Source organism: Pseudoduganella lutea (assembly GCF_004209755.1).
Taxonomy (GTDB): domain Bacteria; phylum Pseudomonadota; class Gammaproteobacteria; order Burkholderiales; family Burkholderiaceae_D; genus Rugamonas; species Rugamonas lutea.
Genome location: NZ_CP035913.1, coordinates 2,995,699 through 3,022,622, shown reverse-complemented (window position 1 = coordinate 3,022,622; position 26,924 = coordinate 2,995,699). Strand labels below are relative to the sequence as shown.

The window sequence follows — 26,924 nt, the reverse complement described above, 5'->3', positions numbered from 1 at the left end:
TCGCTTGCCACAACGTCATCACGGCATCGATATTTGTCGTACGGCAACCACAATCCGGCACATTCCTGCCATGTTGCGAGCGAGTCCATATCCCGCGCGGTGTGCTTTTTAGTATGCTTGAGTCCGCGGCCAGGCCCTCGCCGCACCCATCCATCTGTGCCCCGTCCCCGCCTGAAATCCACCGTCCATCCGGCCGGCCATCGATCCATTTCAGGAAGACACCATGCCCATCACCACCGTATCCGTTTCGTTCGCCAACGGTTTCGCCGGCGACGCCGTCCGGAACAACGAAGCCGGAAACGCTTTTCTCGCATCGACGCTCGGCTGGTCGAAGCTGCAATTCGAACAGGCGACGGACAATGGACAGTTCGGCGGCGCCCAGGGCAATGACCTGACGGGCACGATCCTGGTCACGGATGCGCTGGGCGTACAGCACCGCATCGATGGCGTCATCAACTGGCGCGCGCCCAGCGGTACCGTCAGCACGATGGTGTTCTATGCCACGGGCAGCGGCCACACGCTGGCCACGGCTGGCGGCGGCACGTACTTCATCGACCCCTGGACGGAGGCCAATGGCGATCCGCGCAGCTTTATCGGCCTGACCTTCAATGGCCAGGCACTGGCGATCCCGAACGGCTCGGTCAGCGGCAACGCGGCAACCCAGGGCCTGCTCGGCACATTGAACGCCTACCTGGCAAACCAGCCCAAGCTGACCGTCGGCGACACGACTGTCGATGAGGGGGCCGGCACGGCCACCGTCACCGTTTCGCTCAGCCGTGCAAGCACCGATACGGTGACGGTGCGCTACACGTCCGTCGATGGTACCGCCACTGCCGGTACCGACTATGGGGCGGTCACCGGCACGCTGACCTTCGCACCGGGCCAGACGACAAAGACGGTCACGGTACCGGTCACGAATACCACCGCAGTCGATGGCGCGCGCACGGTCTCCATCCTGCTCAGCGACAGTTCATTCGCGGCGATCACGGACAACACGGGCGTGCTGACGATCACCGACAACGACGCCAACGTGCCTGCCCCTGCCACGGTGGCCAGCGTGGTGGCCGAAGATGGCGCGCACCTGGGTGCGATGCCTGTCGACAGCACCGTTGGCGAAGGCGGCACGCTCGTCTATACGGTGATCCTCAGCGGTACCGGCGGCGAGCATGCGCTGGTCCGCGGCGGCACCGCTGCGGCGGGCGACCTGGGCGCACTGTCGTTCAGCGACGGCGTGACCTGGAAGAACGGCAACCCGGCGACGGGCATCGTCGTCGTGCCGAATGGCGTGGGCAGCTTCAAGGTCACGCTGCCGACGACCGACGACACCGCAATCGAAGCGGCGGAAACGGCCGTGCTGACGGTGGGTGGCGTGGCTGCCACCGGCACGATCACGGACAACGACAGCCAGGCCGTGTCGGCCGTTACGGCCGAAGATGCCGCGCACACGGGCATGTTGCCGGTGGACGATAGCGTTGCTGAAGGCGCATCGCTGCTGTACACGGTGACGCTGAGCGGCGCCAGCCCGGTCGCGACCGAATACGCATTGGCGCTGTCCGGCACGGCCGGCGCGGGTGATGTGGCGTCCCTGGCGTTCACCGCCGGCGTGGCCTGGAAGAACGGCAATGCCGGCAGCGGTATCGTCGTCGTGCCGGCCGGCGTCACGACGTTCGGTGTGATGGTCGCCACGGTCGACGACGCCGTCATCGAAGCGGCGGAAACGGCCGTGCTGACGGTGGGCAGCGTGTCCGCCACCGGCACGATCACGGACAACGACAGCCAGGCTGTCGCAAGTGTCATCGCCGAAGACGCCGCGCATACGGGCGCCACCCCGGTCGACAACGCCGTGACCGAAGGTGCCACGCTGGTGTACACGGTGGCGCTGAACGGCGCCAGCCCGTCAGCCGTCGAGTACACGCTCGGCGTGGCCGGCACGGCGGCCCCGCAAGACCTGGGTACCCTGTCGTTCAGCGATGGCGTGGCGTGGAAAAACGGCAGCGCGGCAAGCGGCATCGTCGTCGTCCCCGCCGGCGTGGCGGCCTTCACGGTCACGCTGCCCACTGTCGACGATGCGGTGGTGGAAAACGCCGAAAGCGCCGTGTTGACGGTGGGCGGCGTGTCCGCCACCGGCACCATCGTCGACAACGACAGCCGCAGCATCACGGCCGTCGTGGCCGAGGATGCCGCGAACGTGGGCGCGAACCCGGTCGACAACGCCGTGGTCGAAGGGCATACGCTGCGCTATACCGCCACCGTCAGCGCGGCCGGCGTGACCGATGGCGAATACACCCTCGCGTTCACCGGCAGCGCCGCCACGGCGGACCGGGGCGCGGTCACGTTCTCCCATGGCGTCACATGGAAGAACGGCGACCCGGCCACAGGCATCGTCGTGGTGCCGGCGGCCGTCACCAGCTTCACGATCGATGTCGCGACGATCGACGATACCCTCGTCGAATCCGCGGAAACCGTCGTGATCACGCTGGGCGGCATCGTGGCTGCCGGCACCGTGACCGACAACGACGCGCCGGCTATTGCGACCGTGACCGCGGTCGATCCGGTGCAACCGTCCAGCGGCGCGACCAGCGTCACCGAAGGGGCGGCGCTGGCGTATGCGGTGGCGCTGAACACGGCCGGCGCGGGGCCGGTCGAATTCACCCTGGCCCTGGCCGGCACGGCCGCCGCGCAGGACGTGGGTACCCTGTCGTTCAGCGATGGCGTGGCATGGAAGAACGGCGTTGCGGGCAGCGGCATCGTCGTCGTTCCCGCCGGCGTGGCGGCCTTCACGGTCACGCTGCCGACGATCGACGATGCGGTGGTGGAAAACGCCGAAAGCGCGGTGCTGACGGTGGGCGGCGTGTCCGCCACCGGCACCATCGTGGACAACGACAGCCGCAGCATCACGGCCGTCGTGGCCGAGGATGCCGCGAACGTGGGCGCGAATCCGGTCGACAACGCCGTGGTCGAAGGGCAGACGCTGCGCTACACCGCCACCGTCAGCGCGGCCGGCGTGACCGATGGCGAATACACCCTCGCGTTCACCGGCAGTGCTGCCACGGCGGACCGGGGCGCGGTCACGTTCTCCGATGGCGTCACGTGGAAGAACGGCGACCCGGCCACGGGCATCGTCGTGGTGCCGGCGGCAGTCACCAGCTTCACGATCGATGTCGCGACGATCGACGATACCCTCGTCGAATCCGCGGAAACCGTCGTGATCACGCTGGGCGGCATCGTGGCTGCCGGCACCGTGACGGACAACGACGCGCCGGCCATCGCGACCGTAACCGCCTTCGATGCGGCGCAACCGTCCAGCGGCGCGACCAACGTCACGGAAGGGGCGGCACTGGCCTACGCGGTGGCGCTGAACACGGCCGGCGCGGGGCCGGTCGAATTCACCCTGGCCCTGGCCGGCACGGCCGCTCCGCAAGATCTGGGTACCCTGTCGTTCAGCGACGGCGTGGCCTGGAAAAATGGCAGCGCAACAAGCGGCATCGTTGTCGTCCCTGCCGGCGTGGCGGCCTTCACCGTCACGCTGCCGACGATCGACGATGCGGTGGTGGAAAATGCCGAAAGCGCGGTGCTGACGGTGGGCGGCGTATCCGCCACCGGCACCATCGTGGACAACGACGTCGTGGTCACCCCACCCGTGACGCCGACGACGCCGACGACCCCTGAGACACCGACGACGCCCGAAACGCCGACGACGCCCGAGACGCCGACGACGCCCGAGACGCCAACGACACCCGAAACGCCAACGACACCCGAAACGCCGACGACGCCCGGCCTCCAGACCGGCCTCGACCCGGCATCGGACGATGGCTCGAGCCAGAGCGATACGGTGACCAGCGTTGTCACGCCCGACTTCACGATCAGCGGCGGTGCGCTGCTGGCCACCGGTGGCAGCGTCCGGCTGCTGAGCGCGGCCGGCGAAGTGGTGGGCAGCAATGCCATCACGGCCGAGGATATCGCGGCCGGCAAGGTCAATGTGAACGCAGGCTTGCTCGACGATGGCGTCTACACGTTCAATGCCCAGATCCTCGATGCCGCCGGGAACGTGGTGGCGCAGGCCCCCGTTGCCGTCACGATCGTCACGGACGTGGACGGCGTGGCGCCATCGATCGAACTGGCCGCCAACGGCGGCGACTTCAACCACGATGGCGTGCTCGACTGGCAGCAGCACGCGGTGGCGCAAATGCCGATGCGCTCGCTGGCCGACTTCGCGCTGGGCAAGAGCGCCTCGGCGGCATCGTTCGGTGCCGTACTCGCCGGTTCGGTGACGAATGCCGGCGAAGCCGTGCAGCTGACCAATGGCGCCCAGTTGAAGGACCTGAGCCTGACCGACCTGCCCGCGGCGCTGCCGGAGCAATTCCGTGCCACGTCGCCCGTGTTCAATTTCACGGTCACGGCGGAAGATGGCGTGGCCAGCCTGCCGGACCTCGATACCGGCCGCGACGGCTTGCAGACGCGGGTCGTCATCGACCTGGCGGCCGGCGGTTCGCTGGCAACCGATTTCCTGAAGTTCGACGGCGCCACGCAAAGCTATTACAGCTTTCTCGACGACGGGCGGCTGGACACGATGGACAACGGCGCCACGCTGGTCGACCTGAATGCGGATGGCCGCGTCGATCGTATCGTGCTCACCTTGACGGATGGTGGCTGGGGCGACGAAGATGGGCTCGTCAATGGCACGATCGTCGACCCGGGCATGCTGGCATTCGATACGCCGGACCACCAGGTCTACAGCATCCTGCTGGCGACCGGCGACCGGTATTACACGGCCAGTGCCGCGGAGGCGGCACAGCAGGCGGCCGTGGCCGGCAACACGTTCGAAGGCGTGGCGTTCGACGCACAGCCGGGCGGGCAGAAGATGACGGCGTATTACCAGCCATTTACACGGGACTGGACGTTCGCGGCTGCCGGCCAGGCTTTGCCTTACGCGTGCTACGGCGCCGTGGACGGCGCCGGCGGCTTCACGGCGGCGGCAGCGGGAAGCGGCACGGGAACGGATTTCCACCTGTTCCAGGATGCACGCGGCGCCACGCAGCTGGTCACGGCGGCCGATGCGGCAAGCCTCGGCCTGGCGGCCCAGGGCTATACCGACCGCGGCGCGGCGTTTTCGGCAACGACAAGCAAGGCGTTTGATTTCGACGCGGAAGGGTACCTGGTGGCAAACCAGGATAACGCGTCGGTGCAGGCGCTGGTGCAGCAACTGGCGGCAAGCTACCAGTCGAGCAGCGCGGCGGGCTTCGTCGATGCCGTCGAACAGAATTACCTGGCGCAGGTCACGATCGTCGGTGTCGCGCACGGTGCGGCCGCCACGGCGGCCGAGCTGAATGCGGCATTCGGCACAGGGTTCGCGAACTGAGGCACGGCCAAGTCATCAACGTGGGAGACACATGAAACACATCTTGCATGCGGCCGTACTTGCGGTCTTGTTCGCGGCCGGATCATCGGGCGCCGCCACGGCCACCGAACCGTATCGCTACTGGAGCGCCCACCTGGGCGCCAATACGCTCGACCATTGGGATGCCCGTGTCGATTTCGGCGCCGGCGTCGCGTTCGACGGCCGCGCCGAGTTGCAGCGCGGCCTGCACGGCGGCGTCCAGGTCGGACACGCCACCGAGCATGCGCGCTACGAGCTGGAATACGAGCGGGGTGCGCTGCGCGTGGAGCGGCTGGCGCTTGGCCCCGTGACCGAGGCGGCCGACGGCCGCGGTCACTACGATGCCGTCTTCGCCAATGCCTATCGCACCGACCGGCTGTCGGAATCGCTTGGCACCTTCGTGGGCGGCGGTATCGGCTGGGGCCGTGTCGAGTTGCCGGAACTGCGGCTGGGCAGTACCGATTGCCGGTGCTTCGGGCCCGCGTCGAAGAGTGGCTTCGCATGGCAGTTGCGCGCAGGGCTCGAGTACCGGCTTTCGCCCGTGCAGGCCGTGTCGCTGCAATATACGTGGCTGGCGCTGCCCGCGCCCGAGCGCGATGACGGGGCGGCGGCCGATTACGAGCGCCGCCGATTCGGTGCGCTGTCGCTCGCCTACACGCGCCGCTTCTAGACCGTTCCTGCCGGCTCCCTGGGGGTCGCGCGCGCCAGAGCGCGTTCAACAATGTTAGGCTGGTCTCTCTGACTTCAGGAGCAGCGCATGTTTCATCATCTCGGTATTGTCGTGACGGACTTCACACGCAGCGCGGCGCTCTACGACGCCTGTCTTGCGCCGCTGGGAATCCGTCGCACCGAAACCGACATGGATTGGGCCATCTACGCGGCCGAGGGAGGCCAGCCGTTCATCTGGCTGGGCTCCGAAATTCCCACTTACTGGCGGGCTGACCACCAGGCCGGCAACGCGCCGCTGCATATTGCCTTTGCCGCAGCCGATCGCGAAGCCGTCGACAAGTTCTACGCCGCGGCGATGGAACACGGCGCCGAGGATCACGGGCCGCCCGGCCTGCGCGTCGGCTCGGGGCATTATTACAGCGCCTACATCCTCGACTTCGACGGCAACAACATCGAGGCCACGCTGCGCGAGAAGTAGCAGCACCAGGCGCGGCTCTGCCGCCTGGTGCTTGCCGTTCACTGTTTGCCGCTCATTGCTGCGCTTACTGCTGCTCTCGTTGCCTGCGTGCGGCTTACGGCTTGCCTTTCTCCCGCATGTGCCGGTGTGCGGCCTTGCTGATCACTTTCCATTTCGCGCGCGCGGCGATCCGGTCCAGCGGTGTCTGCTCGCCGCGCCGGGCATCGCGCAACAGCTTGTGGTAATTGGCCAGCCGGTCCGGATCGGTGCCCGCGCGCACGGCACAATCCGGTTCCAGTTCGTGGCGGCAATCGCGGAACTGGCAGTGCAGGGCCAGCGCCGCGATATCGTCGAACGTGGCCGACAGCGTCGTTTCATCCGCGTCCGGCCGCCAGGTGCGCAATCCCGGCGTGTCGATGATGCAGGCACCATTGGCGCAGCGGTGCAGGGAGCGCGCCGTGGTCGTGTGCATGCCGCGGCCGTCACCCTTGCGCGTGCCACCCGTTTTTACTGCCGATTCCTGGCCGGCGGCGGCCAGCGTGTTGGTCAGCGTCGATTTGCCCGTGCCCGAAGCACCCAGCAGGCAGAGCGTCTGGCCCGTTCCCAGCCACGGTTGCAGCAGCGCGGCGGCTTCGCCGCTCAAGGCATTCAGGGCGATGACGGGCATGCCGCCCGGGAGCCGGCGCTCCACGGCGGCGACCCGTTCGCCGGCATCCTCGGCCAGATCCGCCTTGGTCAGCACGATTACCGGCGCGATACCGGCGCTTTGCACGATGGCGATATACCGTTCCAGCCGGCGCAGGTTGAAATCGAGGTCCAGGCCCATGACCAGCAGGGCCGTATCGATATTGCTGGCCAATACCTGGCGGCGGCCATCGTTGGCGCGGCGGGCAAGCTGCGTCAGCGGCTCGGCCCGTGCGGCGATCCAGTGCTCGCCGGCCAGGTCGTCGACGACGATCCAGTCGCCGACCGCCAGCGTGTCGTGGTCACTGGCCAGGCTGGCCAGCAGGCGGGGCAGGGCGCGGGCCTGGTGGCCGGCGTCGCCGTCGTGCACCGTGATCCATTCGCCGTGGATGGCGGCGATGCGCATCGGGCGCATCGTGTCCGTGGCAGGCAGTACCGCCAGGCGGGCGGCGTTAAGGTTGTTCAGTCCGATGCGGCGTAAAGCGTCGGATGCGAAATCGAGCATGATGGTGTTCCCATGGGTTCATCGCCCGCGGCGCGCGCGGGCACAGGCCGGCCCGAAGCACTTCGGGCGGCAACGTTGAAACGGGAGGGCCGGCGCGTCAGGCGCCGAGGAACACCGGGAGTTTGTAAGAGGTAACCCTGGCGTCAGGCGGCCGGCAGGAAGGCAATATCCGTGGCTTTCATGGGGTGTCTCCTGGCAGGGTTAGTGGGAAAGCAAGTTTGTCATCCGCTGACTGTTTCGTCAACGGGGCTGCGCTGCGCGGTGCGCACGCGGCAGTGCGCCGGGGCCAGCGCGGTGCGCAGTACTTCCAGTGCGCGCTGCGGCGCGGCGGCGCCGCACATGAAGATGTCGACGGCCGCGAATGCCTGTTCCGGCCACGTGTGGATCGAGATATGGGATTCGGCCAGCAGCACCACGCCGGTCACGCCGAGGCCGGGCCCGAAGCCGTGGAAATGGCTGTGCAGGATGTGCGCGCCGGCCGCTTCCGCCGCGGCGCGCAGCAATGCCTCGATGCGCGCGCAGCTCGTGAGCAGGGCGGGCGCCACGCCGGACAAGTCCGCCAGCAGATGGGTTCCCTCGGCCTTGTAGTGGCTTGCCCCGGCGCTCACTTGTGGCCTCCGCCACCACCCCAGCTGCCGCTGCCCGTACTCGACGACCATGACGAGCCGCCGCTGCGATAGCCACTGCTGCCGCCGCTGCTCTGGCCCATATTGCTCCAGCTAAGCACGGTCGAAACGAAAACCACCGCGATCCCGTAGATCCAGAACTTTTTCATGCCTTATCGTTATCGTCGAGGAAAACGGCCGGCAGGTACAGCGCCAGCGCACCCAGCACCGGGTAGGCGAACGTGCCGCCGAAATTGGCGATCAGCGGGATCGCGTTGACCACGCCCGTGATGATGATCAGCATGCGGGCCGCGTCGCGGTACCGGGTGCCGCTCGTCAGCTTGCCCGGCGGGCGCAGTGGCTGCTTCGGCTTGCCCTTGAAGACCGTGGGGAACCACATGTGCAACTGGTCGAATGCCACAGGGGAGGAACGCGACCAGGTGATCTCGTTCTCCGTGCGTTCGACCGCCAGCATCGATTGTCCGCTGCGCAGTTCCTCGACCTGGGCCACGTCGCCCACCGCCACGCGCCAGTTGAAGGCGCCGGCGGCGAACGTCACCCGCGCCGGGTACTGGTACAGCCGCCGGTAGGTCGTCTTCTTCAGCACGGCCGAGCCGTCGCGCCAGTCCGGCCAGCTGTCGAGCACTTCCGAGCGTTGCCAGCCCTCGTCCGTCTCCACCAGCCACGTGAAGCCGGCGCGGCCGCCGTACAGCAGGTATTCGGTCCACGCGGTGCCTTCGTCATCCTCGCGGCGCATCACGCCGATCACGGTGAGCTTCTGGTTGCCCAGCGTGCCCTCGGTGCCCAGCGGCAGCGTGACGGGCACGGCATCGAGCCGTTCGCCGGCGCGCAGCACCGCGACCTTCGGGCTGGCCGCGTCGAGCTGCGCGCTGCATGCCGGGCACACGAGGTTCGCCGTCATGCCCGGCAAGTACTGGATGCCGCTGCCGCACGCCGGGCAATCGAGCGCCGCGACCTTGCCGCGGAAGCGGCCGGCGGTGCGCCGGATGTCGATGTCGTCGCGCAGCAGTTGCGGGTGCAGGTTGTCCAGCTTGACGGCCCCGCCGGCGTAGACCACCGGCTGTTCGCCATCGGAATAGTCGAGCGTCATGAAGGCGCTGCCGGCGCGCAGGTCGGCCACCTTCGCCTGCCAGCCTTCGCCCACGCGGAACGGCAGTTCGCCCTGGCCGCCGGTGCAGCGGGCCGTGCGCACATCGGCCACCGTCCAGCGCTGGGTCGCCAGCGTCACGTGCTCGCCCGGTCGCAGGTCGGTGAATGCGGGCAGGGGGCCGCCGGCCTCCCGGGCGGCGGTCATCGTGAACTGGCCGGATGCCTCGCCCAGCCAGCCGGTCGCGCCATCGTCGAACAGCAGGTACCACTCGTTCCAGAAGCCGTCGTCATAGCGCAGCTGCAGCCGGCCCACCACGGTGAACGGGCGGCTGGACCACGTGCCGGACGTGCCGAGCTGGATCGGCGAATAGTCTTCCAGCACTTCGGCGATCTTGCCCAGGTCGCCCACGCTGCCGGGGTCCTTCAGCACGCCGGTGCGGCAGTACTCGCACACGGCCATCACGGCCGCATGCGAGCGGAAGCGCACCTCGGCGCCGCAGCTGGGGCAAGAGAGGGTCAGCAACGCTTAGCCGATCAGTTTCTTCAGCAGCTCGGCCTTCGTGCTGTCGTAGTCGGCGGCGGAAATCAGGCCCTTGTCCAGCAAGCCCTTGAGCTTTTGCAGGCGCGTCTCGATCGAATCCTCGGCGGGCGCTGCCGGTGCGGCCGCTGCGGGCGGCAGTGGCGTCGCGGCCGCTTGCGGAGAGGCCGGCGCCAGCGAAGCACCCACTGCCTGGCCCATGGCCTGGCCGATCGTCACGCCGGCGCCCAGCCCGGCGCCGATGCCGGCGATGCCGCCTTCGTTCTGTGCCGCCAGCGGGATCGCGGTGGCGGTCTGGTAGCGCGTGAAGCCGGCCATCTTGTCGGCGGAGAGGCCGCCCTTCATGCCGGCCGAGATACGGTCGTCCAGCGCTTTCTGCAATTCCTCGGGCAGGCTCACGGAAGCGACATTGAATTCATCGAGGCCGATGCCGTAGCGCGCGAACGCGTCGGCAAGGTCACCCTTGATCTCCTGCGCCATCAGCGCCTGGTTGGCCGCCATGTCGAGGAAGGCCACGTTCGAGCCGCCGATCGAGCTGGCCATGGTGGCCAGCAGGATGCCGCGCAACTGGTCTTCCACTTCGTCGCGCGTGTACGCTTCGCGGGTACCGCTGATCTCGGTGAAGAACTTGCGGGCATCCGTCACGCGATACGAATACATGCCGAAGGCGCGCACGCGGATCATGTCGAAATCCTTGTCGCGGATCGTCACCGGCTGCGTGGTGCCCCATTTGCGGCCCGTCTGCACGCGCGTGCTGAAGAAATACACGTCCGACTTGAACGGCGCGTCGAACAGCTTGTCCCAGTTCTTCAGGTTGGTGAGCACGGGCAGTGTCTGCGTGGTGAGCTTGTGCGTGCCGGGGCCGAACACGTCGGCGATCTGGCCCTCGTTGACGAATACCGCCACCTGCGATTCGCGCACCACCAGCACGCCGCCGTTCTGGATCTCGAAATCCTGCATCGGGTAGCGCCAGGCCAGCACGCCCTCCTGGTCTTCGTTCCACTGCAGGACGTCGATGAACTGCTTCTTGATAAAGCTGCCGATACCCATCATGGCTCCTTCAGGAAATGCAGGCGGCATTGATGCCGCCGATGGAAAGGGAAATGGTGCCGAGCAGCGCGCCGAACGCGCTGTTGCCGGATTCGATCTGGTCCCGGGCCATCTTCAAGGCGCGCGTGGTCACCGCATAGGCCAGCGCCTGCACGATCATTGCACCGAATGCCCAGGCAAAGAATTCCTCGTAATTGCGGGTGTGCAGCAGGCCCGAGGCGATCGTCAGGGAAAAGCCGAGCAGCGCACCGCCCAGCGACAATGCCGCCGCGTGGTTGCCCTCCCGGATCAGGTGGACTTCGTCGTAAGGCGTCATCCAGGTATAGGCCTTGAAGAAGACCGCGAGCAGCGCGGCCGCGATGCACAGGTGGATCAGGTAGTTGGCAACTGCGAACATGGCTTATAGTACCGGACTTGTAGACAGAGAAACATGATAATCCAGCCGCGGACCAATGACCAAAAAGATTCTGATCCTGTCCGTGTTCGTCGTTGCCTCGTGTGGCCTGGCCTATGAACTGATCGCCGGCGCGCTGTCCAGCTACCTGCTGGGCGATTCGGTGATGCAGTTTTCCACCATCATCGGCTGCTACCTGTTCGCCATGGGCGTCGGCGCCCACCTGTCGAAATACGTGAAGGACGAGCACGTGCTGGCGCGCTTCGTCGACATCGAGCTGGCGATCGGCCTGATCGGCGGTGTCTCCGCCGCCCTGCTGTTCCTCACGTTCTCGTGGGCGGCCGCACCATTCCGGCTGCTGCTCTACGTGCTGGTATTCATGATCGGCGCGATGGTCGGCATGGAAGTGCCGCTGGTGATGCGCGCGCTCAATGCGCGCGAGACCGCGTTCGCCGATATCGTCAGCCGGGTGCTCACGTTCGATTACCTGGGGGCGCTGGCCGTGTCGCTGCTGTTCCCGCTGGTGCTGGCGCCCTATCTCGGCCTGGTACGTACCGGCTACCTGTTCGGCATGCTCAACATCGGCGTGGCGCTGTGGACGATCTACGTGTTCCGCGCCGAACTGACGAACCTGGCCGGCCGCACCTTGCGCGCCTGCGCCGTGCTGGTCGCGCTGTCGTTCGGCTTTGCCAGCGCCGACCGGCTTACCCACTTCGGCGAGCATGCGCTGTTCGGCGACGAGATCGTGTATGCCACGAGCACGCCCTACCAGCGGCTCGTGATCACCCGCTGGAAGGACGACACGCGCCTGTACATCAACGGCAACCTGCAGTTTTCGTCGCGCGACGAATACCGGTACCACGAGGCGCTCGTGCACCCCGCGCTGGAACGGCTGCCCTGGGCAAAACGGGTACTGGTGCTGGGCGGCGGCGATGGCCTGGCGGCGCGCGAGGTGCTGCGCTACAAGCATATCGAGCACGTCACGCTGGTCGACCTGGATCCGGCCATGACCGCCGCATTCAAGACGCGCGCCGAACTGGCGGCCCTGAACCACGGCGCGCTGTCGGACCCGCGCGTCAAGGTCATCAATGCCGATGCGGCCGTGTGGCTGCGTGGTACCGATGAGATGTTCGATGCCGTGATCGTCGACTTCCCCGATCCGTCCAGCTTCGCACTGGGCAAGCTGTATTCGGTGCCGTTCTACAGCATGCTCAAGCACCACCTGGCGGCCAATGGCCTGGTGGTGGTGCAATCGACGTCGCCGTTCTTCGCGCCGCATGCCTACTGGACCATCGATGCGACACTGCGCGAAGTGGGCCTGCGCACGTATCCTTACCACGCCTACGTGCCGTCGTTCGGCGAGTGGGGCTTCATCCTCGCGTCGCCACAGGGCGCCTTCACGCCGCCCGATGCCTACCGCCTGCCGATGCGCTTCCTGAACGGCGCCACCACGGCCGCCATGTTCGCCTTTCCGCCCGACATGAAGCCGCTGAAGATGGCGCCGAATCGCCTGAACACCCAATCGCTGGTGCACGAGTTCGAACAGGACTGGCGCAACACCATACGCTGAGGGTACGCTGAGAGTATGCCGAGAATACGCTGAGGACACGATGGAACGCCGCTCATTCCTGCGCTGGACCGCCGCTCTGGGCGCCGGCGGCGGCGCCGCTGCCGCCGGCATCGCCGCCTGGGCGCGCTGGCACGAAATCAAGCCCGGGTTGCATCACCCCGGCCGCGCCGAGGGCCATTATTTGCGCGACCGCCAGGCCTTGCCCCCACCTTCGAGCATCGTCGAAGCCGACGTCGCCATCCTCGGTTCCGGCATCGCCGGGCTGACGGCGGCATGGAAGCTGCACCGCGAAGGCGTCAAGGACGTGCTGATGGTCGACGGCCCCGAACCGTTCGGCAACGCCGCCGGCGGCGCGTATGGCCCGCTGGCGTATCCGACCGGCGCGCACTACCTGCCGATCCCGCCGCAGGAATGCCTGCACGTGCGCCACCTGCTGTACGACCTGGGCATCATCACGCGCGATCCCTACGGCCCCAAGCCGTACTACGATGAAAAGCTGATCCTGCACGCACCCCACGAACGGCTGCTGTACGGGGGCAAGTGGCACGAAGGCGTCATGCCGCGCGCCGGCGTGCCGCCGGCGGAGCTGGCCGAGCATGCGCGTTTCTCCGCCGAGATGGAAAAGCTGCATGCGATGCGCGGCGCCGACCGCCGCAAGGTGTTCACGCTGCCGGCCGCGCAGGCCTCCACCGACCCGGCCTGGCGGCGGCTCGACACGATCACTTTCAAAACCTGGCTGGCGCAGAACAACTACCGGGCCCCCACCTTGCTGTGGTACCTCGACTACTGCTGCCGCGACGATTACGGCACCGACATCGACCGCGTTTCCGCCTGGGCCGGCCTGCATTATTTTTGCGCGCGCGGCGGCGAAGCCTCCAATGCGGAAGGGGGCGCGTGGCTGACATGGCCCGGCGGCCTGCAGCCGCTGGCCGAGAAGCTGGCCGCCCGGACCGGCGCGCGGCGCATGGCCGGCACGGTCGCCACCGTGAAGCAGGTCGACGGGCGTGCCGAAGCGCTGTGTTTCGTGCTGGAGAATGGCAAGCCGCGCACGTATCTGGTTCGCGCCCGCAAGGTGATCTGCGCGATGCCACTGTTCGTGACCAGCCGCGTGGTCGAGGACATCGCGCAGTACGGCTTCGATCCGGCGCGGCACATGCCGGCATATTCGCCGTGGCTCGTGGCGAATTTCCTGCTGGACCGCTTTCCGGAAGAGCTGCCCGAGGCGCCGCTGTCGTGGGACAACGTGGTGCACGGCACGCAGGGGCTGGGCTATGTGGTGTCCACGCACCAGGACATCCGCCAGCAGCCGCCGGCGCAAAGCGTGTTCACCAGCTACGTGGCGCTGTCCGACCGCGATCCGGTGGCGGCGCGCACGTGGATGCAGTCCGCGTCGCCCGAGGAGTTGCTGGCGCTGGCCACCGTCGACCTGCGTGCCGCCTACGGCAACGCGTTCGATGCCTGCGTGCAGCGCGCCGACATCACGCTGCGCGCCCATGCGATGGCGGCCCCGCTGCCGGGTTTTCTCTCCAATCCCGGCGTGCAGGCGCTGCGCGATGCTGCCGGGCCGGTGCTGTTCGCGCACGCCGACCTGTCGGGTTTTTCCGTGTTCGAGGAAGCGTCGTGGTGGGGATGGCAGGCGGCGCAGAAAGCGCTGGCCTGACGTGGATGCGTTGGCCCTTCCCACGGTAGTGCCCGTGCTGCACGGCGGGCGCGTGACATTGCGGCCGATGGGCGAGGACGATGCGGCGGCACTGTTCGCCCTCTACGGCGATCCGCTCGTCATGCGCTACACGGACGAAGACCCTTTTCCCGACCTGTCCACGGTGGGGCGGATGCTGGCCAGCGTGCGGCGGCTGCTGGCCGCCGGCCAGTCGCTGGAATGGGCGGTCGTGCCGGCCGATGGCGGCGCGCCGATCGGCACTTGCGGGCTGCACGGCTTCGACCCGGCATCCCGCACCGCGCAGGTCGGATGCCTGCTGCGGCGTTCAGCATGGGGGCAGGGGTTCATGCCGGAAGCGCTCGGCGTGCTGGCGGACTACGCCGCCGGGGTGCTCCACTTGAACGGCTTGATGGCCGATGTCGCGCCGGAGAATGCGCGGGCGCGGCGGATGTTCGAACGGCTCGGGTATCGGGAGGATGGCAGCGGCATGCTGAGGATCGGGCTGCGGTCAGCACCGCTGGCATAGCCAACGGGTATTCGGCCCGTCAGGGCGCTTCAATCCGCATTCAGCTTCATCGCCGCATCGAGGTCCAGCATCGCCTGCACGGCGGCATCGATCGGCGGCGATTGCGTGCCCGTCACGCCGACGCTGCGGAAGATCGTATCGACCGGCACGAAGCCACGCGCCTTGCGGTCGTACAGCCCGGCCAGCACCAGCGCCCGCGTCGCCACCACGTCGCCGTCGGCGAGGATACGCTGTTCGAACACGACGCGGTTTTCCGTCCACGCCGCGATCCGCGTCTCCAGCACGAAGGACTGGAACAGCCGCAGCTCGCGGCGGAAGCGGATCGCGCCGCCACCCACGATCGGTGTCCACTTGTTCTTCAACACGGCGCCCAATAACCCCATGCGCAGCATGATGTCGGTGCGGCCCAGGTCGAACAGCGTCCAGTAGCGGCCGTTGTTGACGTGGCCGTTCGTGTCCAGGTCGTTGAACCACACGCGGAAGGCCAGGCGCGAGACACCATGCGGCGCGGCCAGCTTGGGGCGGAAGGGGGTGCTGATCAGCAGGAAGAGCAGGCGAAACCACAGGTTCATCGGAAGCTCCGTGAAAAAACGGCATGCTGGCCCATGCGGCGTGGTTTGGCAAGGAGGGTTCCCTCTACCAGCCATCACTGGAATAGCCGATATCGGACGGCCGCGCGCCAAGTCTCTTGGCCGATCAATGCAAAGACGGGCACCTCATCGAGATGCCCGTCGCTGCCTTCGCACCGCAAGGCGCGGAGTTTTAACGCTCCCGTTACTTCAACCGCTTCTTCAACTCATTGGCCGCCTGGTCCATCGCATCGCGCACCGCCGGCACGTCGGCCAGCACGTTGAGCAGGCCGAAGTCGTGGATCATGCCGTTGTAGCGCACCGAGGTCACGGTCACGCCGGCGGCATCGAGCCTGCGGCCATACGCTTCGCCCTCATCGCGCAGCACGTCGAATTCGGCGGTCTGGATCAGCGCGGGCGGCAGGCCTTTCAGCTGCTCGAGGCTGGCCTGCAGCGGTGCAGCGTAGGTTTCCTTGCGGGCCGCCGCATCGCGGGTGTAGTTGTCCCAGAACCAGGTCATCATGTTTTTCGTCAGGAAGTGGCCTTCCGCATACTGCTGGTAGGACGGCGTGTCGAAGTTCGCATCCGTCACGGGCCACAGCAGCACCTGGGCGCGCAGCGCGGGGCCGCCCTTGTCCCTGACCATCAGGCTGACGACGGCCGCCATGTTGCCGCCCACGCTGTTGCCGGCCACCGCCAGGCGCTTGCCGTCCACGCCGATCTCGCTGCCATGGGCGGCCACCCAGCGGGTTGCCGCATAGGCTTCGTTGACCGCCACGCCGTAGCCGGCTTCCGGCGAGGGCGTGTAGTTGACGAACACCGCTACCGCTCCGGAACCCGCCACCAGGTCGCGCACCAGCCGCTCGTGCGTCGGGTAGTCGCCCAGCACCCAGCCACCGCCGTGGAAGAACATGAACGCGGGAAGCGTGCCCTTCGCGCCGGCCGGGCGCACGATCGTCAGCTTGACCGGCTTGCCGTCCAGCGTCACGGTTTTTTCGCTGACGTCCGCCGCGGGCAGTGTCACTTTCGCGCCGGCCTGGGCACCCACCAGCACGGCGCGGGCTTCCTGCGGCGTCATCCGCTCGATCGGCTTGCCCCCTTCGATCGCCTGGAGGAAGGCGGCGGTCTGGCGTTCCACGCCGGGGAGGGCGGCGGCCGTGGCCGCGGTGGTTGCAGTGCCTGCGGTGATGGCGAGCAGGGCGGTGGCGAGGAGCGATTTGGCGGCGTTCATGTTGTTTCCTTCAGTTTCTTTTAGTTAGCGATTTTATTGTGTGCGATTTAAATCAGTTGGCTTGGGCGGCGGTCTCGATCAGCTTGGCCACTGCCGCCGGGTGCGACGTCATCACCACATGCGAGGCGCCGGGGATGGCGACGGTCTGGCGCGATTGCGCACGGTCGGCCATGAATTTCAACGCCGCGGCCGGGATGTTCTTGTCGGCGGTGCCGTAGACGAAGTACGAAGGCACGTTCTTCCAGGCGGGCACGCCGGCCGCTTCGGTCAATGCCGCTTCGGCGATCGGGCGCTGCGTCACCGCCATCAGTGCCGCCTGGGCTTTCGGCACGTCGGCAGCGAACTGCTGGTGGAACTTGTCCTGCTGGATGTAGAAATCCTTGCCGCCATCGGGCAGGGCCACCGGTTCGGCCAGTGCGCCACCCAGCGTGCCGCCCGGGAAGCGGCCCGACAGTTCGAGCGCCGTCTCGCCCTGCTCCGGTGCGAAGGCGGCCACATACACCAGGCTCTTCACATTGGACTGGCCGTAGGCCGCGGCCGAGATCACGGCACCGCCATACGAGTGGCCCACCAGCACCACGGGGCCCTTGACGCTTTTCACCACGGTGGCCACCGATGCCGCGTCGCCTTTCACGCTGCGCAGCGGGTTGGCCGCGCCGATGACGGTGTAGCCATCGGCACGCAGTTTCGCGGCCACGCCGTTCCAGCTGCTCGAATCGGCGAAGGCGCCGTGGACCAGGATGACGGTGGGTTTCAGTTCCGCGGCCGGGCGGCGATGGCGGATGCGCTACCGATGATCGACAGGGCGAGGGCGATGGTTTTGATGGCGTTCATGGTGATCTCCAGTTAAATAGTTTGCGCTTAAATAGTGTGCTACTTATTGAGTTCGATGACATCGCGGGAAAGCTTCGTACTTGGTTCGCTGCTTTCGTTGCGTTGTCTTCAGTGCATGGAAAGAAGTATAGATAGCGCGCTATGTAATAGCAAGCGATATTTTTACTTTTTTTCACGGCATTGCGCCGGGCGCCGTACACGGCAGATATGCGAAATTGATATATGTTCCGATCAATAAACAATATTTCATCTCTAACAGGGCGCGCTACACTGGCCTGACCACATTCACGCAGGCCGCCATGAAGATCACCAAGCTCACGTTGTACCGCGTACCGCCCCGCTGGATGTTCCTGAAGATCGAGACCGATGAAGGCATCACCGGCTGGGGCGAACCGGTGATCGAGGGCCGCGCGCGCACCGTGGAGGCGGCCGTCAACGAGCTGGCCGAGTACCTGGTGGGGCAGGACCCCACGCGCATCAACGACCTGTGGCAGGTGATGTACCGCGGCGGCTTCTACCGGGGCGGTGCGATCCTGATGAGCGCCATCGCCGGCATCGACCAGGCGCTGTGGGACATCAAGGGCAAGGCCCTGGGCGTGCCCGTCTACGAGCTGCTGGGGGGCCGCGTGCGCGACAAGATGAAGATGTACAGCTGGGTCGGCGGCGACCGCCCGGCGGACGTCATCGAAGGCATCCTCACGCTGCGCGACATCGGCATCCACACGTTCAAGCTGAACGGCACCGAGGAGCTGGGCATCGTCGACACGGCCACTGCCGTCGACGCGGCCATCGCGCGCATCGCGCAGATCCGCGAAGCATTCGGCAACACCATCGAATTCGGCATCGATTTCCATGGCCGCGTGGCCGCGCCGATGGCCAAGGTGCTGCTGCGCGAGCTGGAGCCGTTCCGCCCGCTGTTCGTCGAGGAACCGGTGCTGGCCGAGCAGGCCGAATACTACCCGCGCCTGGCCGAGCACACGTCGATCCCGCTGGCGGCAGGGGAGCGCATGTATTCGCGCTTCGAGTTCAAGCATGTGTTCGCGCGCGGCGGCATCGCCATCGTGCAGCCCGACCTCTCGCATGCCGGCGGTATCACCGAATGCGTGAAGATCGCCGCGATGGCCGAAGCCTACGACGTGGCGTTCGCGCCCCATTGCCCGCTCGGCCCCGTGGCGCTGGCCGCCTGCCTGCAGGTGGACTTCGTGTCGCACAACGCCGTGCTGCAGGAACAGAGCATGGGCATCCATTACAACAAGGGCGCCGAGCTGTTCGACTACGTGATCAACCGCGAGGACTTCCAGATCAAGGACGGCTACTTCCCGCCGCTGCCCAAGCCGGGCCTGGGCGTGATCGTCGACGAAGAGCGCGTCATCGCGGCCAGCCAGAACCCGCCGGACTGGCGCAACCCCGTGTGGCGCCACCCGGACGGCAGCGTGGCCGAATGGTGACCGCCGTGGCAGCGGTGCCTTCCCTGATCGGCCTGGACTGGGGCAGCACCAGCCTGCGCGCCTGGCTGGTCGGGCCCGACGGCACGGTGCTCGAGGAACGCAAGGCCGACAAGGGCGCTTCCACGCTGTCCGGCCACGCCGCCTTTGTGGAAGCGTTCGATGACGTGTCCGGCGGCTGGCGCACCGCGCATCCCGGGCTGCCCGTGCTGGCTTGTGGCATGGTCGGCAGTGCACACGGCTGGCTGGACGTGCCGTATGCGCGCTGCCCTGCCGGTGCCGCCGTGCTGGCGGCCGGCCTGCGCCGCCCCGATGGTGGACCTTTCATCGTTCCCGGCGTGCTGTTCGACGACACGAGCCTGCCGCCGGACGTGATGCGCGGCGAGGAAACGCAGGTCGTCGGCACGCTGCACCTGCACGACACGCTGCGCGCCTCGAGCTGCGTGGTGCTGCCCGGCACCCATTCGAAATGGACGCAGATCTGCGCGGAGCGCATCGTGCGCTTTGCCACGCACATGACGGGCGAGCTGTACGCGGTGCTGCGCCAGCATTCCGTGCTGGGCCGGCTGATGCCCGACGATGCGCCGGTCGATCCCGATGCCTTCGTGCAGGGCGTCGACGCGGCGCGCGACCATGGCGAACTGGGGCTGGCGCACCAGATCTTCGCCGTGCGCAGCCTGGGCGTGACCGGGCGCCTGCCCAACGACATGCTGGCCGATTACCTGTCCGGCCTGCTGATCGGCCATGAATTGCGCGCCGGCCTGCAATGGCGCGCGATGGCCGGCCTCGGCCCGCAGCCGCTGGCGCTGGTGGGCGCGCCGAACCTGTGCGCACGCTACCAGGTGGCGCTGCACCGTTTCGACCGGCCCGCCGACCTCGTTCTCGATAACACGGCGCCCGCGGGCCTGCTGGCGCTCGCGCGCGCCGCAGGGCTTTTGCCACTGGCGCCACTGGAGAGTCAATGACCATTTTCACGACCGCTTTTGAACGATTGCCGCTCGTCGCGATCCTGCGCGGCCTGCAACCCGCCGAAGCGGAAGCGATTGGCGCCGCGCTGTACGGCGCCGGCTTCCGCCTGATCGAAGTGCCCCTCAATTCGCCCGACCCATTTGCATCGATCGCGCGCCTGGCGCACAGCCTGCCGGCCGACGCCGTGGTGGGTGCCGGCACCGTGCTCGATACCGAAGCGGTAGCGCGCGTGCGCGATGCAGGCGGCACGCTCGTCGTGATGCCCCATGCGGACGTGGACGTGATCCGCGCGGCCAAGGCCGCCGGCATGTGGTGCGTGCCCGGCGTGGCCACACCCACCGAAGCCTTTGCGGCGCTGAAGGCGGGGGCCGATGCCCTGAAGCTGTTCCCGGCCGAGCTGATCTCGCCGGCCGTCGTGCGGGCGATGCGCGCGGTATTGCCAAAAGATATAAAAATGTTGCCCGTGGGTGGTATAACGCCCGAAAATATGGCAGACTTCCGCGCCGCCGGCGTGGCCGGCTTCGGCCTCGGGTCCGCCCTGTACAAGCCCGGCATGGATGCCGCAACGGTTGCCACCAATGCCAAGGCCTTCGTCGACGCCTGGCAGTAACAAGGAAGAAGCAAGAACAAGCAAGCGCAAGCAAGCGCCGGCACCCCGCTGGCGGTAACAGCCCGCAGTGAACCACTGGAGACGCAATGAACAAGGGATCGAAGCGCCCCGCGATGGCGCTGGCGGCAGCATTCGCCATAATGCAATTGCAAGCCATGACCATGCAGGCCATGGCGGCGCAAGTCATCGGCGTGGACGCGTCCGCGCCAGCCGCAAACCCCGTTACCGGCCACTTGCAACTGGGTGCCGCGACGACGCCGCGCGGCAGCGTGCTGGGCGCGAACAACCGCTATCTCACGCTCGACGGCCAGCCGTGGATGCCCGTGATGGGCGAATTCCATTATTCGCGCAGCCCCGCGGCCACGTGGGAAGCGGAACTGGCGAAGATGAAGGCGGCCGGCATCACCGTCGTCGCCAGCTACGTGATCTGGAACCACCACGAACCGAAGGATGGCGCGTTCGACTGGCAAGGTGACCGCGACCTGCGCCGCTTCGTGCAACTGTGCGGCAAGCTGGGGCTGAAGGCGATCGTGCGCGTGGGGCCATGGGTGCATGGCGAAGTGCGCTATGGCGGCATTCCCGACTGGGTCGTCGATGGCATGCGCACGCGCGGCGACGATCCGCAATACCTGCGCCACGTGGCGCGGCTGTACCGGGAGATCGGCGCGCAGCTGAAGGGCAGCCTGTGGAAGGATGGCGGCCCCGTCATCGGCCTGCAGCTGGAAAACGAATACAACCTGAATGGCCCGGGCGAGGGCGCCGGCCACATCGCCACGCTGAAGAAGCTGGCGTTGCGGGCGGGGATGGATGTGCCGTTCTATACCGTCACCGGCTGGGATGGCGCGCAGTATCCGTCCGGCCAGGTCACGCCCGTGTTCGGCGGCTATGTCGACGAGCCCTGGGCCGTGTCCACCACTGAACTGCCGCCGAAGGAAACCTACGCGTTCCGCTTCGACAGCCGCGTGTCCGGCGACCTCGGCGCGCAAACCAAGTCGCACGGCCCGGGCACCGCCGAGTCGGACATCGACAAGACGCCGTTCCTGGGCGCCGAGTACGGCGCCGGGCTGCCGTTCATGTACCGCCGCCGCCCCGTGGTGTCGCCGGACGATATCGCATCGATGCTGCCGGTGCAGCTGGGGTCCGGCGTGAACCTGATGGGCTACTACATGTTCCACGGCGGGCGCAATCCGGTCGGCGCCACCACGCTGGAAGAAAGCAGCATCAGCGGCGGCTACAACGACACGCCGGCGATCAACTACGACTTCCAGGCCCCGCTGGGCCCGGACGGCCAGCAGCGCCCCGTGCTCGGCTACCTGCGCCCGTTCCACTACTTCATCGCCGGCTTCGGCAACCGCCTGGCACCGATGACCGTGCGCAAGCCGGACGTGACACCGTCCGGCCCGGCGGACCTGCGCACGCCCCGCGTGGCCGTGCGCAGCAATGGCGACAGCGCCTTCGTGTTCGTCAACAACCATGTGCGCCAGTACCCGATGCCGGCGCAGTCGCTGCAGTTCGACGTGAAGCTGGTGGGCGGCACGGTGCGCTTCCCGCGCCGCGCGGTCGACGTGCCGGACGGCGCCTATGCGATCTGGCCGGTGAACTTCGACCTCGATGGCACGCGGCTGCGCCATGCGACGGCGCAGCCGGTGGCGCGCCTCGATGCCGGCACCGATGGCATCACCTACGTGTTTGCCGCCACGGAAGGCATTCCGGTCGAATTGGCGCTGGAGGCTGATAGCGCTACGATCGACACGCCCGCCCCCCGGTCCATGCAGGACGGCGCCACCATCGCCGACGTCACGCCAGGCACGTCGCGTGCACTGACGATCCGCCGCGCCGGCGCAACACCCGTGCACCTGCTGGTGCTGCCGGCGGCACAGGCGCGCCAGCTGGTCATCGGCGAGGTCGCCGGCCAGCGCTACCTCGTACTGAGCGGCCAGCAGGCATGGTTCGAAGGCGGCAAGCTGCACCTGCGCTCCGTTGGCGATGCCGCGATGCGCTTTGCCGTGTATCCGGCATTGAGCCGCGCGCCGAAAGCGGACCATGCGCTGCGGGCCCGAGGCGCTGACGGCGTATTCCAGGCGTACGAAGCCACGCTGCCCGCGGTGCGATTGACCGCCACGGCCACGCCGCTGCGCGAAGCGCGGCCGGCGCCGGCCGTGATGAAGGGCGGCCTCGCGAAGGCCGCCATCCAGCCGATCCCGGAAGCATGGCGCACCGCCGCCACGTGGCGCATCGACGTGCAGCGCGATGCATTGAAACATGTCGACGATGCGCTGCTGCAGGTCGATTTCACCGGCGACATCGGCCGGCTGTTCGACGGCACGCGGCTGGCGGACGACTGGTACTACAGCGGCTACGGCTGGCAGGCCGGCCTGAAGGCGCTGGCACTAAAACACGAACTGTCGCTGGCGGTACTGCCGCTGCGCGCGGATGCGCCGGTGTACATCGCCAAGGAAGCAAGACCGGATTTCGGCGCGCAAACGCAGATTGCGCGCGTCAACAAAGTGAGCCTGACCCCCGTCTACAAGCTCACCATCACACCATAAGAATTCACACCCCATCGGAGAAAGCATGAACTTCAACAACCAACCCGGTCGCCGCCACGCGATCGCCATCGCCGCGGCCCTCTGCGCCATGCCGGCGCTGGCCCAGACCACCGACACCGCTGCCGCACCCGCGGCTGAAACGCAGCAGGTCGTCGTGACCGGCATGCGCGCCAGCCTGCAAAAGGCGCAGGACCTCAAGAAGAACGCCGACCAGGTCGTCGACTCGATCGTGGCCGACGATATCGGCAAGCTGCCCGATTCGAACGTGGCCGAAGCGCTGCAGCGCATCACCGGCGTGCAGATCTCGCGCAGCCGCGGCGAAGGCGACAAGGTGCAGATCCGCGGCCTGTCGCAGACCCAGACGCTGGTCAACGGCCGCTCGATCTTCACGGCCGGCAAGGAACGCGGCCTGTCGTTCCAGGACGTGCCGTCCGAACTACTGGCCGGCGCCGACGTCTACAAGAGCCCCACGGCCGAACAGGTCGAAGGCGGCATCGGCGGCGTGATCGACCTGCGCATGCGCCGGCCGTTCGACTTCGCCGGCCTGAAGGTGGCCGGCACCGTCAAGATGACCGACGCCGACTACGCCGACAAGCGTAACGGCGAAGGCTCGATCCTCGTTTCCAACCGCTGGAAACTGAACGGCCAGGATTTCGGCGCGCTGCTGTCGGTGGCGCACCAGCGCCGCAACTACCGCTCGGACACGCAGGAAATCGGCGCCCCGGCCCAGCTGGCCGACGGTTCAGGCATCTACGCACCGATCGGCACCTGGCAGGCGTACGAGTTCGGCGAGCGCGAACGCACCGGCATCAACGCGTCGCTGCAATGGCGCCCGGTGCGCGGTGTGGAGCTGTACCTTGACGCCAACCACACCAAGCTGGAAACCGCCACCGACACGTATGGCTTCTACGCTTCGCCGTACTGGCCGAACTGGTCGGCCGCCACCAATGCCGGCGCCATGTGGCCGCGCGGTACCGTCGAGAGCGAGAACGGCAATATCACCAAGGGCACGTTCTATGGCGCGGACATGAGCACGTCCGGCTATATCGGCGACAACGACACGAAGACGCGCCAGCTGGCCATTGGCGGTTCCTGGCGCGCCAACGGCTGGACCGTGAAGTCCGAGCTGGGCTACACCAAGAGCAATTTCGACCGCCTGTACCAGGAAGTGCGCCTGGGCGTGGGCACCACCGCCCCGGCCTTCACGTATGACCTGACGACGGCGATTCCTTCGGCCTACCCGGAACTGGCGAACCCGAACGACCTGGTGACGCCGTCGCAATACTGGGCCAGCAAGGCGCTGTACTTCCGCCAGAAGAACGAAGGCCGCGAAACGGTGTGGCGCGGCGACGTGGAGCGCAGCCTGGACAGCGAGCTGATCCCCCGCATCAAGGCCGGCGTGCGCATTTCCGACCGCAAGGCGCAAAGTTCCGAGATCAACACGATCAACGACATCTGGAGCGCCGGCGGTACCGGCCCGGTGGGCGGCGCGCTGCCGGGCCTGGCCAGCCAGATCGGCACCATCCCCTACAGCGACCTGCTGCACCGCGAAGGCGCCGGCACGTTCCCGAAACAGTGGCTGTCCATCGCCAACCTGGACTGGCTGCGCGACCCGCAGGCCGTGCGCGGCGCGCTGGGCCTGACAGTGCCGGGCTTCGACGCGGCGCAAACCTTCGACTTCGCCGAGAAGACGCAGGCGCTGTACGGCATGGCCGACTTCGAGTCCACGCTGGCCGGCAAGACCCTCACCGGTAACTTCGGCGTGCGCTACGTGCGCACGAAAACGGAGCGCACCTGGCAGGAATCGCAGAACGGCAGCTACGTGGCGCGCCAGGCCGACACCACGGATGACGACTTCCTGCCGAGCGTGAACGCGCGCCTGGAACTGACGGACAAGCTGATCGCCCGCGTGGCCGCCTCGAAAGTGGTGACGCGCCCGAACTTCGACCAGCTGACCCCGAGCCTGTCGCTGAACGCCAACGACCGCACCGGCTACCTGGGCAACCCGGACCTGCAGCCGCTGAAGGCGCGCCAGTTCGACACCACGCTCGAGTACTACCTGAGCCAGAGCGATTACGTGTTCGCCGCCGCGTTCTACAAGAAGGTCGACGGCTTCATCCAGACCACGACGAGCGACATCACGTACGGCCCCACGATCTATTCGGTGCGCACGCCGGCGAACGGCAACGATGGCACGATCAAGGGCCTGGAGATCGGCTACCAGGGCTTCTTCACGAACCTGCCGGGCTACTGGAAGGGCCTGGGCCTGCAAGCCAACTTCACCTACGTGAACAGCAAGGCACCGGGCCCGCTGCAAGGCCAGGAAACCCAGCTGGAAGGCTTGTCGAAGCAGAGCGCGAACATCATCGGCATGTATGACTGGAACGACTTCGGCTTCCGCCTGGCCTACAACTACCGCGGCAAGTACCTGTCCGGCACGCAGAACTACTACGTGAACAACGGCGCCACGATGTCGCAGACGCCCACGTACATGAACGGCTATGGCCTGGTCGACGCCTACGCGAGCTACCAGCTGACGAAGAACCTGAAGGTGGCGTTCGAAGTCAGCAACCTGACCCGCAAGTCGCGCAGCAGCTACTACGGCGTGACCGGCACGCAGTTCGGCCGCTACGCGGACGACCGCCGCTTCGGCCTCAGCCTGCAAGCCAACCTGTAATGGCGGGCGGCGTACGGCTGGCACTGGCACACCGCGCGCTGCTGGCCGATGGCCTGCTGTGGCAACACGGCGCCGACCGCTGGTGGTGGACGGACGTGCCGGCCGCCACGCTGTATGCCTGGCAGGATGGCCAGCGCGCGCCGGCCGCCTGCCGTTTGCCGGACCGTGCTGGCACGTTTGCCTTTTGCCGTTCCGGCCGGCTGCTGGTGGGCCTGGCCAAGTGGCTGTGCTTTGCCGGGCCGCCGGCACCGGGCGGCAGGGCGGCGCGGCAGCTGGCCTTGCAGCCGGCCGTCGTCGTCGATCCCGCCGAGCCGCGCACCCGCGTGGCCGATGGCCGCACCGACCGGCGCGGCCATTTCGTGTTCGGCACCCGCATCGAGGCCGGCGAACCGCGCGCGATCGGCAGTTTTTACCAGTATTCCCAGGCCCATGGCCTGCGCCGGCTGGCGTTGCCGGCGGCGGCCGTCGCCGGCAGCATCTGCTTTTCGCCGGATGGGGCCACGATGTATTTCAGCGACGCCGGCGAACGGCGCATCCTGTGCTGCGACTATGACGCCGATGGCGCGCAGGTGGCGAACGTGCGGCCTTTCGCCGAACTGGCGGATGCCATGCCGCACGGCGCCGTGGTGGACAGCGAAGGGTGCGTGTGGAACGCCGAGCGCGGCAGCGGCTGGCTGGTCCGCTATTCGCCCGAAGGTGAACGGATCGGCACGTGGCGCCTGCCGGTCGCCGACCCGACCCGGCCCGCCTTCGGTGGCGCCGCGCTTGACCGCCTGCTCGTCGCCAGCGCCGGTGGCCAGCTGTTCCACATCACCGCGCCCGGTGTGCGCGGCATTCCCGACACGCCGTTCGACGACAACGCATCCATTCGATAATCCCGATCGATCTTCCAGGA

General features: G+C 67.4%; 21 protein-coding genes. 12 read left to right on the top strand and 9 right to left on the bottom strand.

Annotated elements, in window-relative coordinates; translation table 11 throughout:
* Nucleotides 1–223 precede the first annotated feature (223 nt).
* The 3 genes from EWM63_RS12715 (at nucleotide 224) to EWM63_RS12705 (ending at nucleotide 6,524) form a co-directional block, all read left to right on the top strand.
* Nucleotides 224–5,359 (top strand): beta strand repeat-containing protein, encoded by a 5,136-nt coding sequence (locus tag EWM63_RS12715; protein ID WP_130186852.1) that lies wholly within the window; start codon nucleotides 224–226, stop codon nucleotides 5,357–5,359.
* A gap of 31 nt (nucleotides 5,360–5,390) precedes the next feature.
* The gene (locus tag EWM63_RS12710; RefSeq protein WP_165390815.1) at nucleotides 5,391–6,047 is read left to right on the top strand and encodes an outer membrane protein; all 657 of its coding nucleotides are present in this window, start codon (nucleotides 5,391–5,393) and stop codon (nucleotides 6,045–6,047) included.
* A gap of 87 nt (nucleotides 6,048–6,134) precedes the next feature.
* Nucleotides 6,135–6,524: a VOC family protein gene (locus EWM63_RS12705; RefSeq protein ID WP_130186850.1), complete on the top strand. Its 390-nt coding sequence runs from the start codon at nucleotides 6,135–6,137 to the stop codon at nucleotides 6,522–6,524.
* Between the two features lie 94 nt (nucleotides 6,525–6,618).
* On the opposite strand, the gene rsgA is transcribed toward EWM63_RS12705, so the two are convergent.
* The 6 genes from rsgA to EWM63_RS12680 form a co-directional block, all read right to left on the bottom strand.
* On the bottom strand, nucleotides 6,619–7,692 hold the full coding sequence (rsgA, locus tag EWM63_RS12700; RefSeq protein WP_130186849.1) for a ribosome small subunit-dependent GTPase A: 1,074 nt from the start codon (nucleotides 7,690–7,692) through the stop codon (nucleotides 6,619–6,621).
* Between the two features lie 221 nt (nucleotides 7,693–7,913).
* Entirely contained in the window at nucleotides 7,914–8,300 is a 387-nt protein-coding gene (speD, locus tag EWM63_RS12695) for an adenosylmethionine decarboxylase (RefSeq protein WP_229487875.1), read from the bottom strand.
* Nucleotides 8,297–8,467 carry a hypothetical protein gene (locus tag EWM63_RS31800; protein WP_165390814.1) on the bottom strand — a complete coding sequence of 57 codons (171 nt, stop codon included), beginning with the start codon at nucleotides 8,465–8,467 and terminating at the stop codon, nucleotides 8,297–8,299. Before EWM63_RS31800 ends, speD begins: the two co-directional genes overlap by 4 nt.
* Nucleotides 8,464–9,930: a DUF4178 domain-containing protein gene (locus tag EWM63_RS12690; RefSeq protein ID WP_130186847.1), complete on the bottom strand. Its 1,467-nt coding sequence runs from the start codon at nucleotides 9,928–9,930 to the stop codon at nucleotides 8,464–8,466. The genes EWM63_RS31800 and EWM63_RS12690 overlap by 4 nt, the downstream gene beginning before the upstream one ends.
* Before the next feature lie 3 nt (nucleotides 9,931–9,933).
* Complete coding sequence (locus tag EWM63_RS12685; RefSeq protein ID WP_130190352.1) at nucleotides 9,934–10,995, bottom strand: SPFH domain-containing protein; 1,062 nt, start codon at nucleotides 10,993–10,995, stop codon at nucleotides 9,934–9,936.
* Nucleotides 10,996–11,005: 10 nt separating this feature from the next.
* A complete protein-coding gene (locus tag EWM63_RS12680) occupies nucleotides 11,006–11,392 on the bottom strand; it encodes a DUF350 domain-containing protein (protein ID WP_130186846.1) in 387 nt (128 codons plus the stop codon).
* Between the two features lie 55 nt (nucleotides 11,393–11,447).
* Between EWM63_RS12680 and EWM63_RS12675 the strand changes: the two genes are divergently transcribed.
* Genes EWM63_RS12675 through EWM63_RS12665 form a run of 3 tightly spaced genes read left to right on the top strand, consistent with a single transcriptional unit; the run spans nucleotide 11,448 to nucleotide 15,145 of the window.
* On the top strand, nucleotides 11,448–12,959 hold the full coding sequence (locus tag EWM63_RS12675; RefSeq protein ID WP_130186845.1) for a polyamine aminopropyltransferase: 1,512 nt from the start codon (nucleotides 11,448–11,450) through the stop codon (nucleotides 12,957–12,959).
* 40 nt (nucleotides 12,960–12,999) lie between these two features.
* On the top strand, nucleotides 13,000–14,619 hold the full coding sequence (locus EWM63_RS12670) for an FAD-dependent oxidoreductase (protein ID WP_130186844.1): 1,620 nt from the start codon (nucleotides 13,000–13,002) through the stop codon (nucleotides 14,617–14,619).
* A gap of 10 nt (nucleotides 14,620–14,629) precedes the next feature.
* Complete coding sequence (locus EWM63_RS12665) at nucleotides 14,630–15,145, top strand: GNAT family N-acetyltransferase (protein ID WP_207221278.1); 516 nt, start codon at nucleotides 14,630–14,632, stop codon at nucleotides 15,143–15,145.
* Between the two features lie 29 nt (nucleotides 15,146–15,174).
* Here the strand turns inward: EWM63_RS12665 and EWM63_RS12660 are convergent, their stop codons facing one another.
* From EWM63_RS12660 to EWM63_RS12650, 3 genes are all read right to left on the bottom strand, one after another.
* Nucleotides 15,175–15,717 (bottom strand): acyl-CoA thioesterase, encoded by a 543-nt coding sequence (locus EWM63_RS12660; RefSeq protein ID WP_130186842.1) that lies wholly within the window; start codon nucleotides 15,715–15,717, stop codon nucleotides 15,175–15,177.
* Between the two features lie 202 nt (nucleotides 15,718–15,919).
* Complete coding sequence (locus EWM63_RS12655; protein WP_130186841.1) at nucleotides 15,920–16,945, bottom strand: alpha/beta hydrolase; 1,026 nt, start codon at nucleotides 16,943–16,945, stop codon at nucleotides 15,920–15,922.
* Nucleotides 16,946–16,997: 52 nt separating this feature from the next.
* Complete coding sequence (locus EWM63_RS12650; protein ID WP_503826253.1) at nucleotides 16,998–17,684, bottom strand: alpha/beta fold hydrolase; 687 nt, start codon at nucleotides 17,682–17,684, stop codon at nucleotides 16,998–17,000.
* A 394-nt stretch (nucleotides 17,685–18,078) separates the two neighbouring features.
* Between EWM63_RS12650 and dgoD the strand changes: the two genes are divergently transcribed.
* From dgoD to EWM63_RS12620, 6 genes are all read left to right on the top strand, one after another.
* Nucleotides 18,079–19,227 (top strand): galactonate dehydratase, encoded by a 1,149-nt coding sequence (gene dgoD / locus EWM63_RS12645; RefSeq protein WP_130186839.1) that lies wholly within the window; start codon nucleotides 18,079–18,081, stop codon nucleotides 19,225–19,227.
* Between the two features lie 5 nt (nucleotides 19,228–19,232).
* The gene (locus tag EWM63_RS12640) at nucleotides 19,233–20,189 is read left to right on the top strand and encodes a 2-dehydro-3-deoxygalactonokinase (RefSeq protein ID WP_207221277.1); all 957 of its coding nucleotides are present in this window, start codon (nucleotides 19,233–19,235) and stop codon (nucleotides 20,187–20,189) included.
* Complete coding sequence (locus EWM63_RS12635) at nucleotides 20,186–20,803, top strand: 2-dehydro-3-deoxy-6-phosphogalactonate aldolase (RefSeq protein WP_130186837.1); 618 nt, start codon at nucleotides 20,186–20,188, stop codon at nucleotides 20,801–20,803. Before EWM63_RS12640 ends, EWM63_RS12635 begins: the two co-directional genes overlap by 4 nt.
* Before the next feature lie 86 nt (nucleotides 20,804–20,889).
* Nucleotides 20,890–23,352, top strand: a complete 2,463-nt coding sequence (locus tag EWM63_RS12630) for a beta-galactosidase (RefSeq protein ID WP_229487873.1) — start codon at nucleotides 20,890–20,892, stop codon at nucleotides 23,350–23,352.
* Nucleotides 23,353–23,377: 25 nt separating this feature from the next.
* Nucleotides 23,378–26,029, top strand: coding sequence for a TonB-dependent receptor (locus EWM63_RS12625; protein ID WP_130186836.1), 2,652 nt, complete (start codon nucleotides 23,378–23,380; stop codon nucleotides 26,027–26,029).
* Nucleotides 26,029–26,904: an SMP-30/gluconolactonase/LRE family protein gene (locus EWM63_RS12620; RefSeq protein WP_130186835.1), complete on the top strand. Its 876-nt coding sequence runs from the start codon at nucleotides 26,029–26,031 to the stop codon at nucleotides 26,902–26,904. Before EWM63_RS12625 ends, EWM63_RS12620 begins: the two co-directional genes overlap by 1 nt.
* The last annotated feature ends 20 nt before the right edge of the window (nucleotides 26,905–26,924 follow it).

Coding starts and splice junctions, on each gene's coding strand:
- EWM63_RS12715 (WP_130186852.1), top strand. CDS start 224: ATGCCCATCACCACCGTATCCGTTTCGTTCGCCAACGGTTTCGCCGGC.
- EWM63_RS12710 (WP_165390815.1), top strand. CDS start 5,391: ATGAAACACATCTTGCATGCGGCCGTACTTGCGGTCTTGTTCGCGGCC.
- EWM63_RS12705 (WP_130186850.1), top strand. CDS start 6,135: ATGTTTCATCATCTCGGTATTGTCGTGACGGACTTCACACGCAGCGCG.
- rsgA (WP_130186849.1), bottom strand. CDS start 7,692: ATGCTCGATTTCGCATCCGACGCTTTACGCCGCATCGGACTGAACAAC.
- EWM63_RS31800 (WP_165390814.1), bottom strand. CDS start 8,467: ATGAAAAAGTTCTGGATCTACGGGATCGCGGTGGTTTTCGTTTCGACC.
- EWM63_RS12685 (WP_130190352.1), bottom strand. CDS start 10,995: ATGGGTATCGGCAGCTTTATCAAGAAGCAGTTCATCGACGTCCTGCAG.
- EWM63_RS12680 (WP_130186846.1), bottom strand. CDS start 11,392: ATGTTCGCAGTTGCCAACTACCTGATCCACCTGTGCATCGCGGCCGCG.
- EWM63_RS12675 (WP_130186845.1), top strand. CDS start 11,448: ATGACCAAAAAGATTCTGATCCTGTCCGTGTTCGTCGTTGCCTCGTGT.
- EWM63_RS12670 (WP_130186844.1), top strand. CDS start 13,000: ATGGAACGCCGCTCATTCCTGCGCTGGACCGCCGCTCTGGGCGCCGGC.
- EWM63_RS12660 (WP_130186842.1), bottom strand. CDS start 15,717: ATGAACCTGTGGTTTCGCCTGCTCTTCCTGCTGATCAGCACCCCCTTC.
- EWM63_RS12655 (WP_130186841.1), bottom strand. CDS start 16,945: ATGAACGCCGCCAAATCGCTCCTCGCCACCGCCCTGCTCGCCATCACC.
- dgoD (WP_130186839.1), top strand. CDS start 18,079: ATGAAGATCACCAAGCTCACGTTGTACCGCGTACCGCCCCGCTGGATG.
- EWM63_RS12635 (WP_130186837.1), top strand. CDS start 20,186: ATGACCATTTTCACGACCGCTTTTGAACGATTGCCGCTCGTCGCGATC.
- EWM63_RS12630 (WP_229487873.1), top strand. CDS start 20,890: ATGAACAAGGGATCGAAGCGCCCCGCGATGGCGCTGGCGGCAGCATTC.
- EWM63_RS12625 (WP_130186836.1), top strand. CDS start 23,378: ATGAACTTCAACAACCAACCCGGTCGCCGCCACGCGATCGCCATCGCC.
- EWM63_RS12620 (WP_130186835.1), top strand. CDS start 26,029: ATGGCGGGCGGCGTACGGCTGGCACTGGCACACCGCGCGCTGCTGGCC.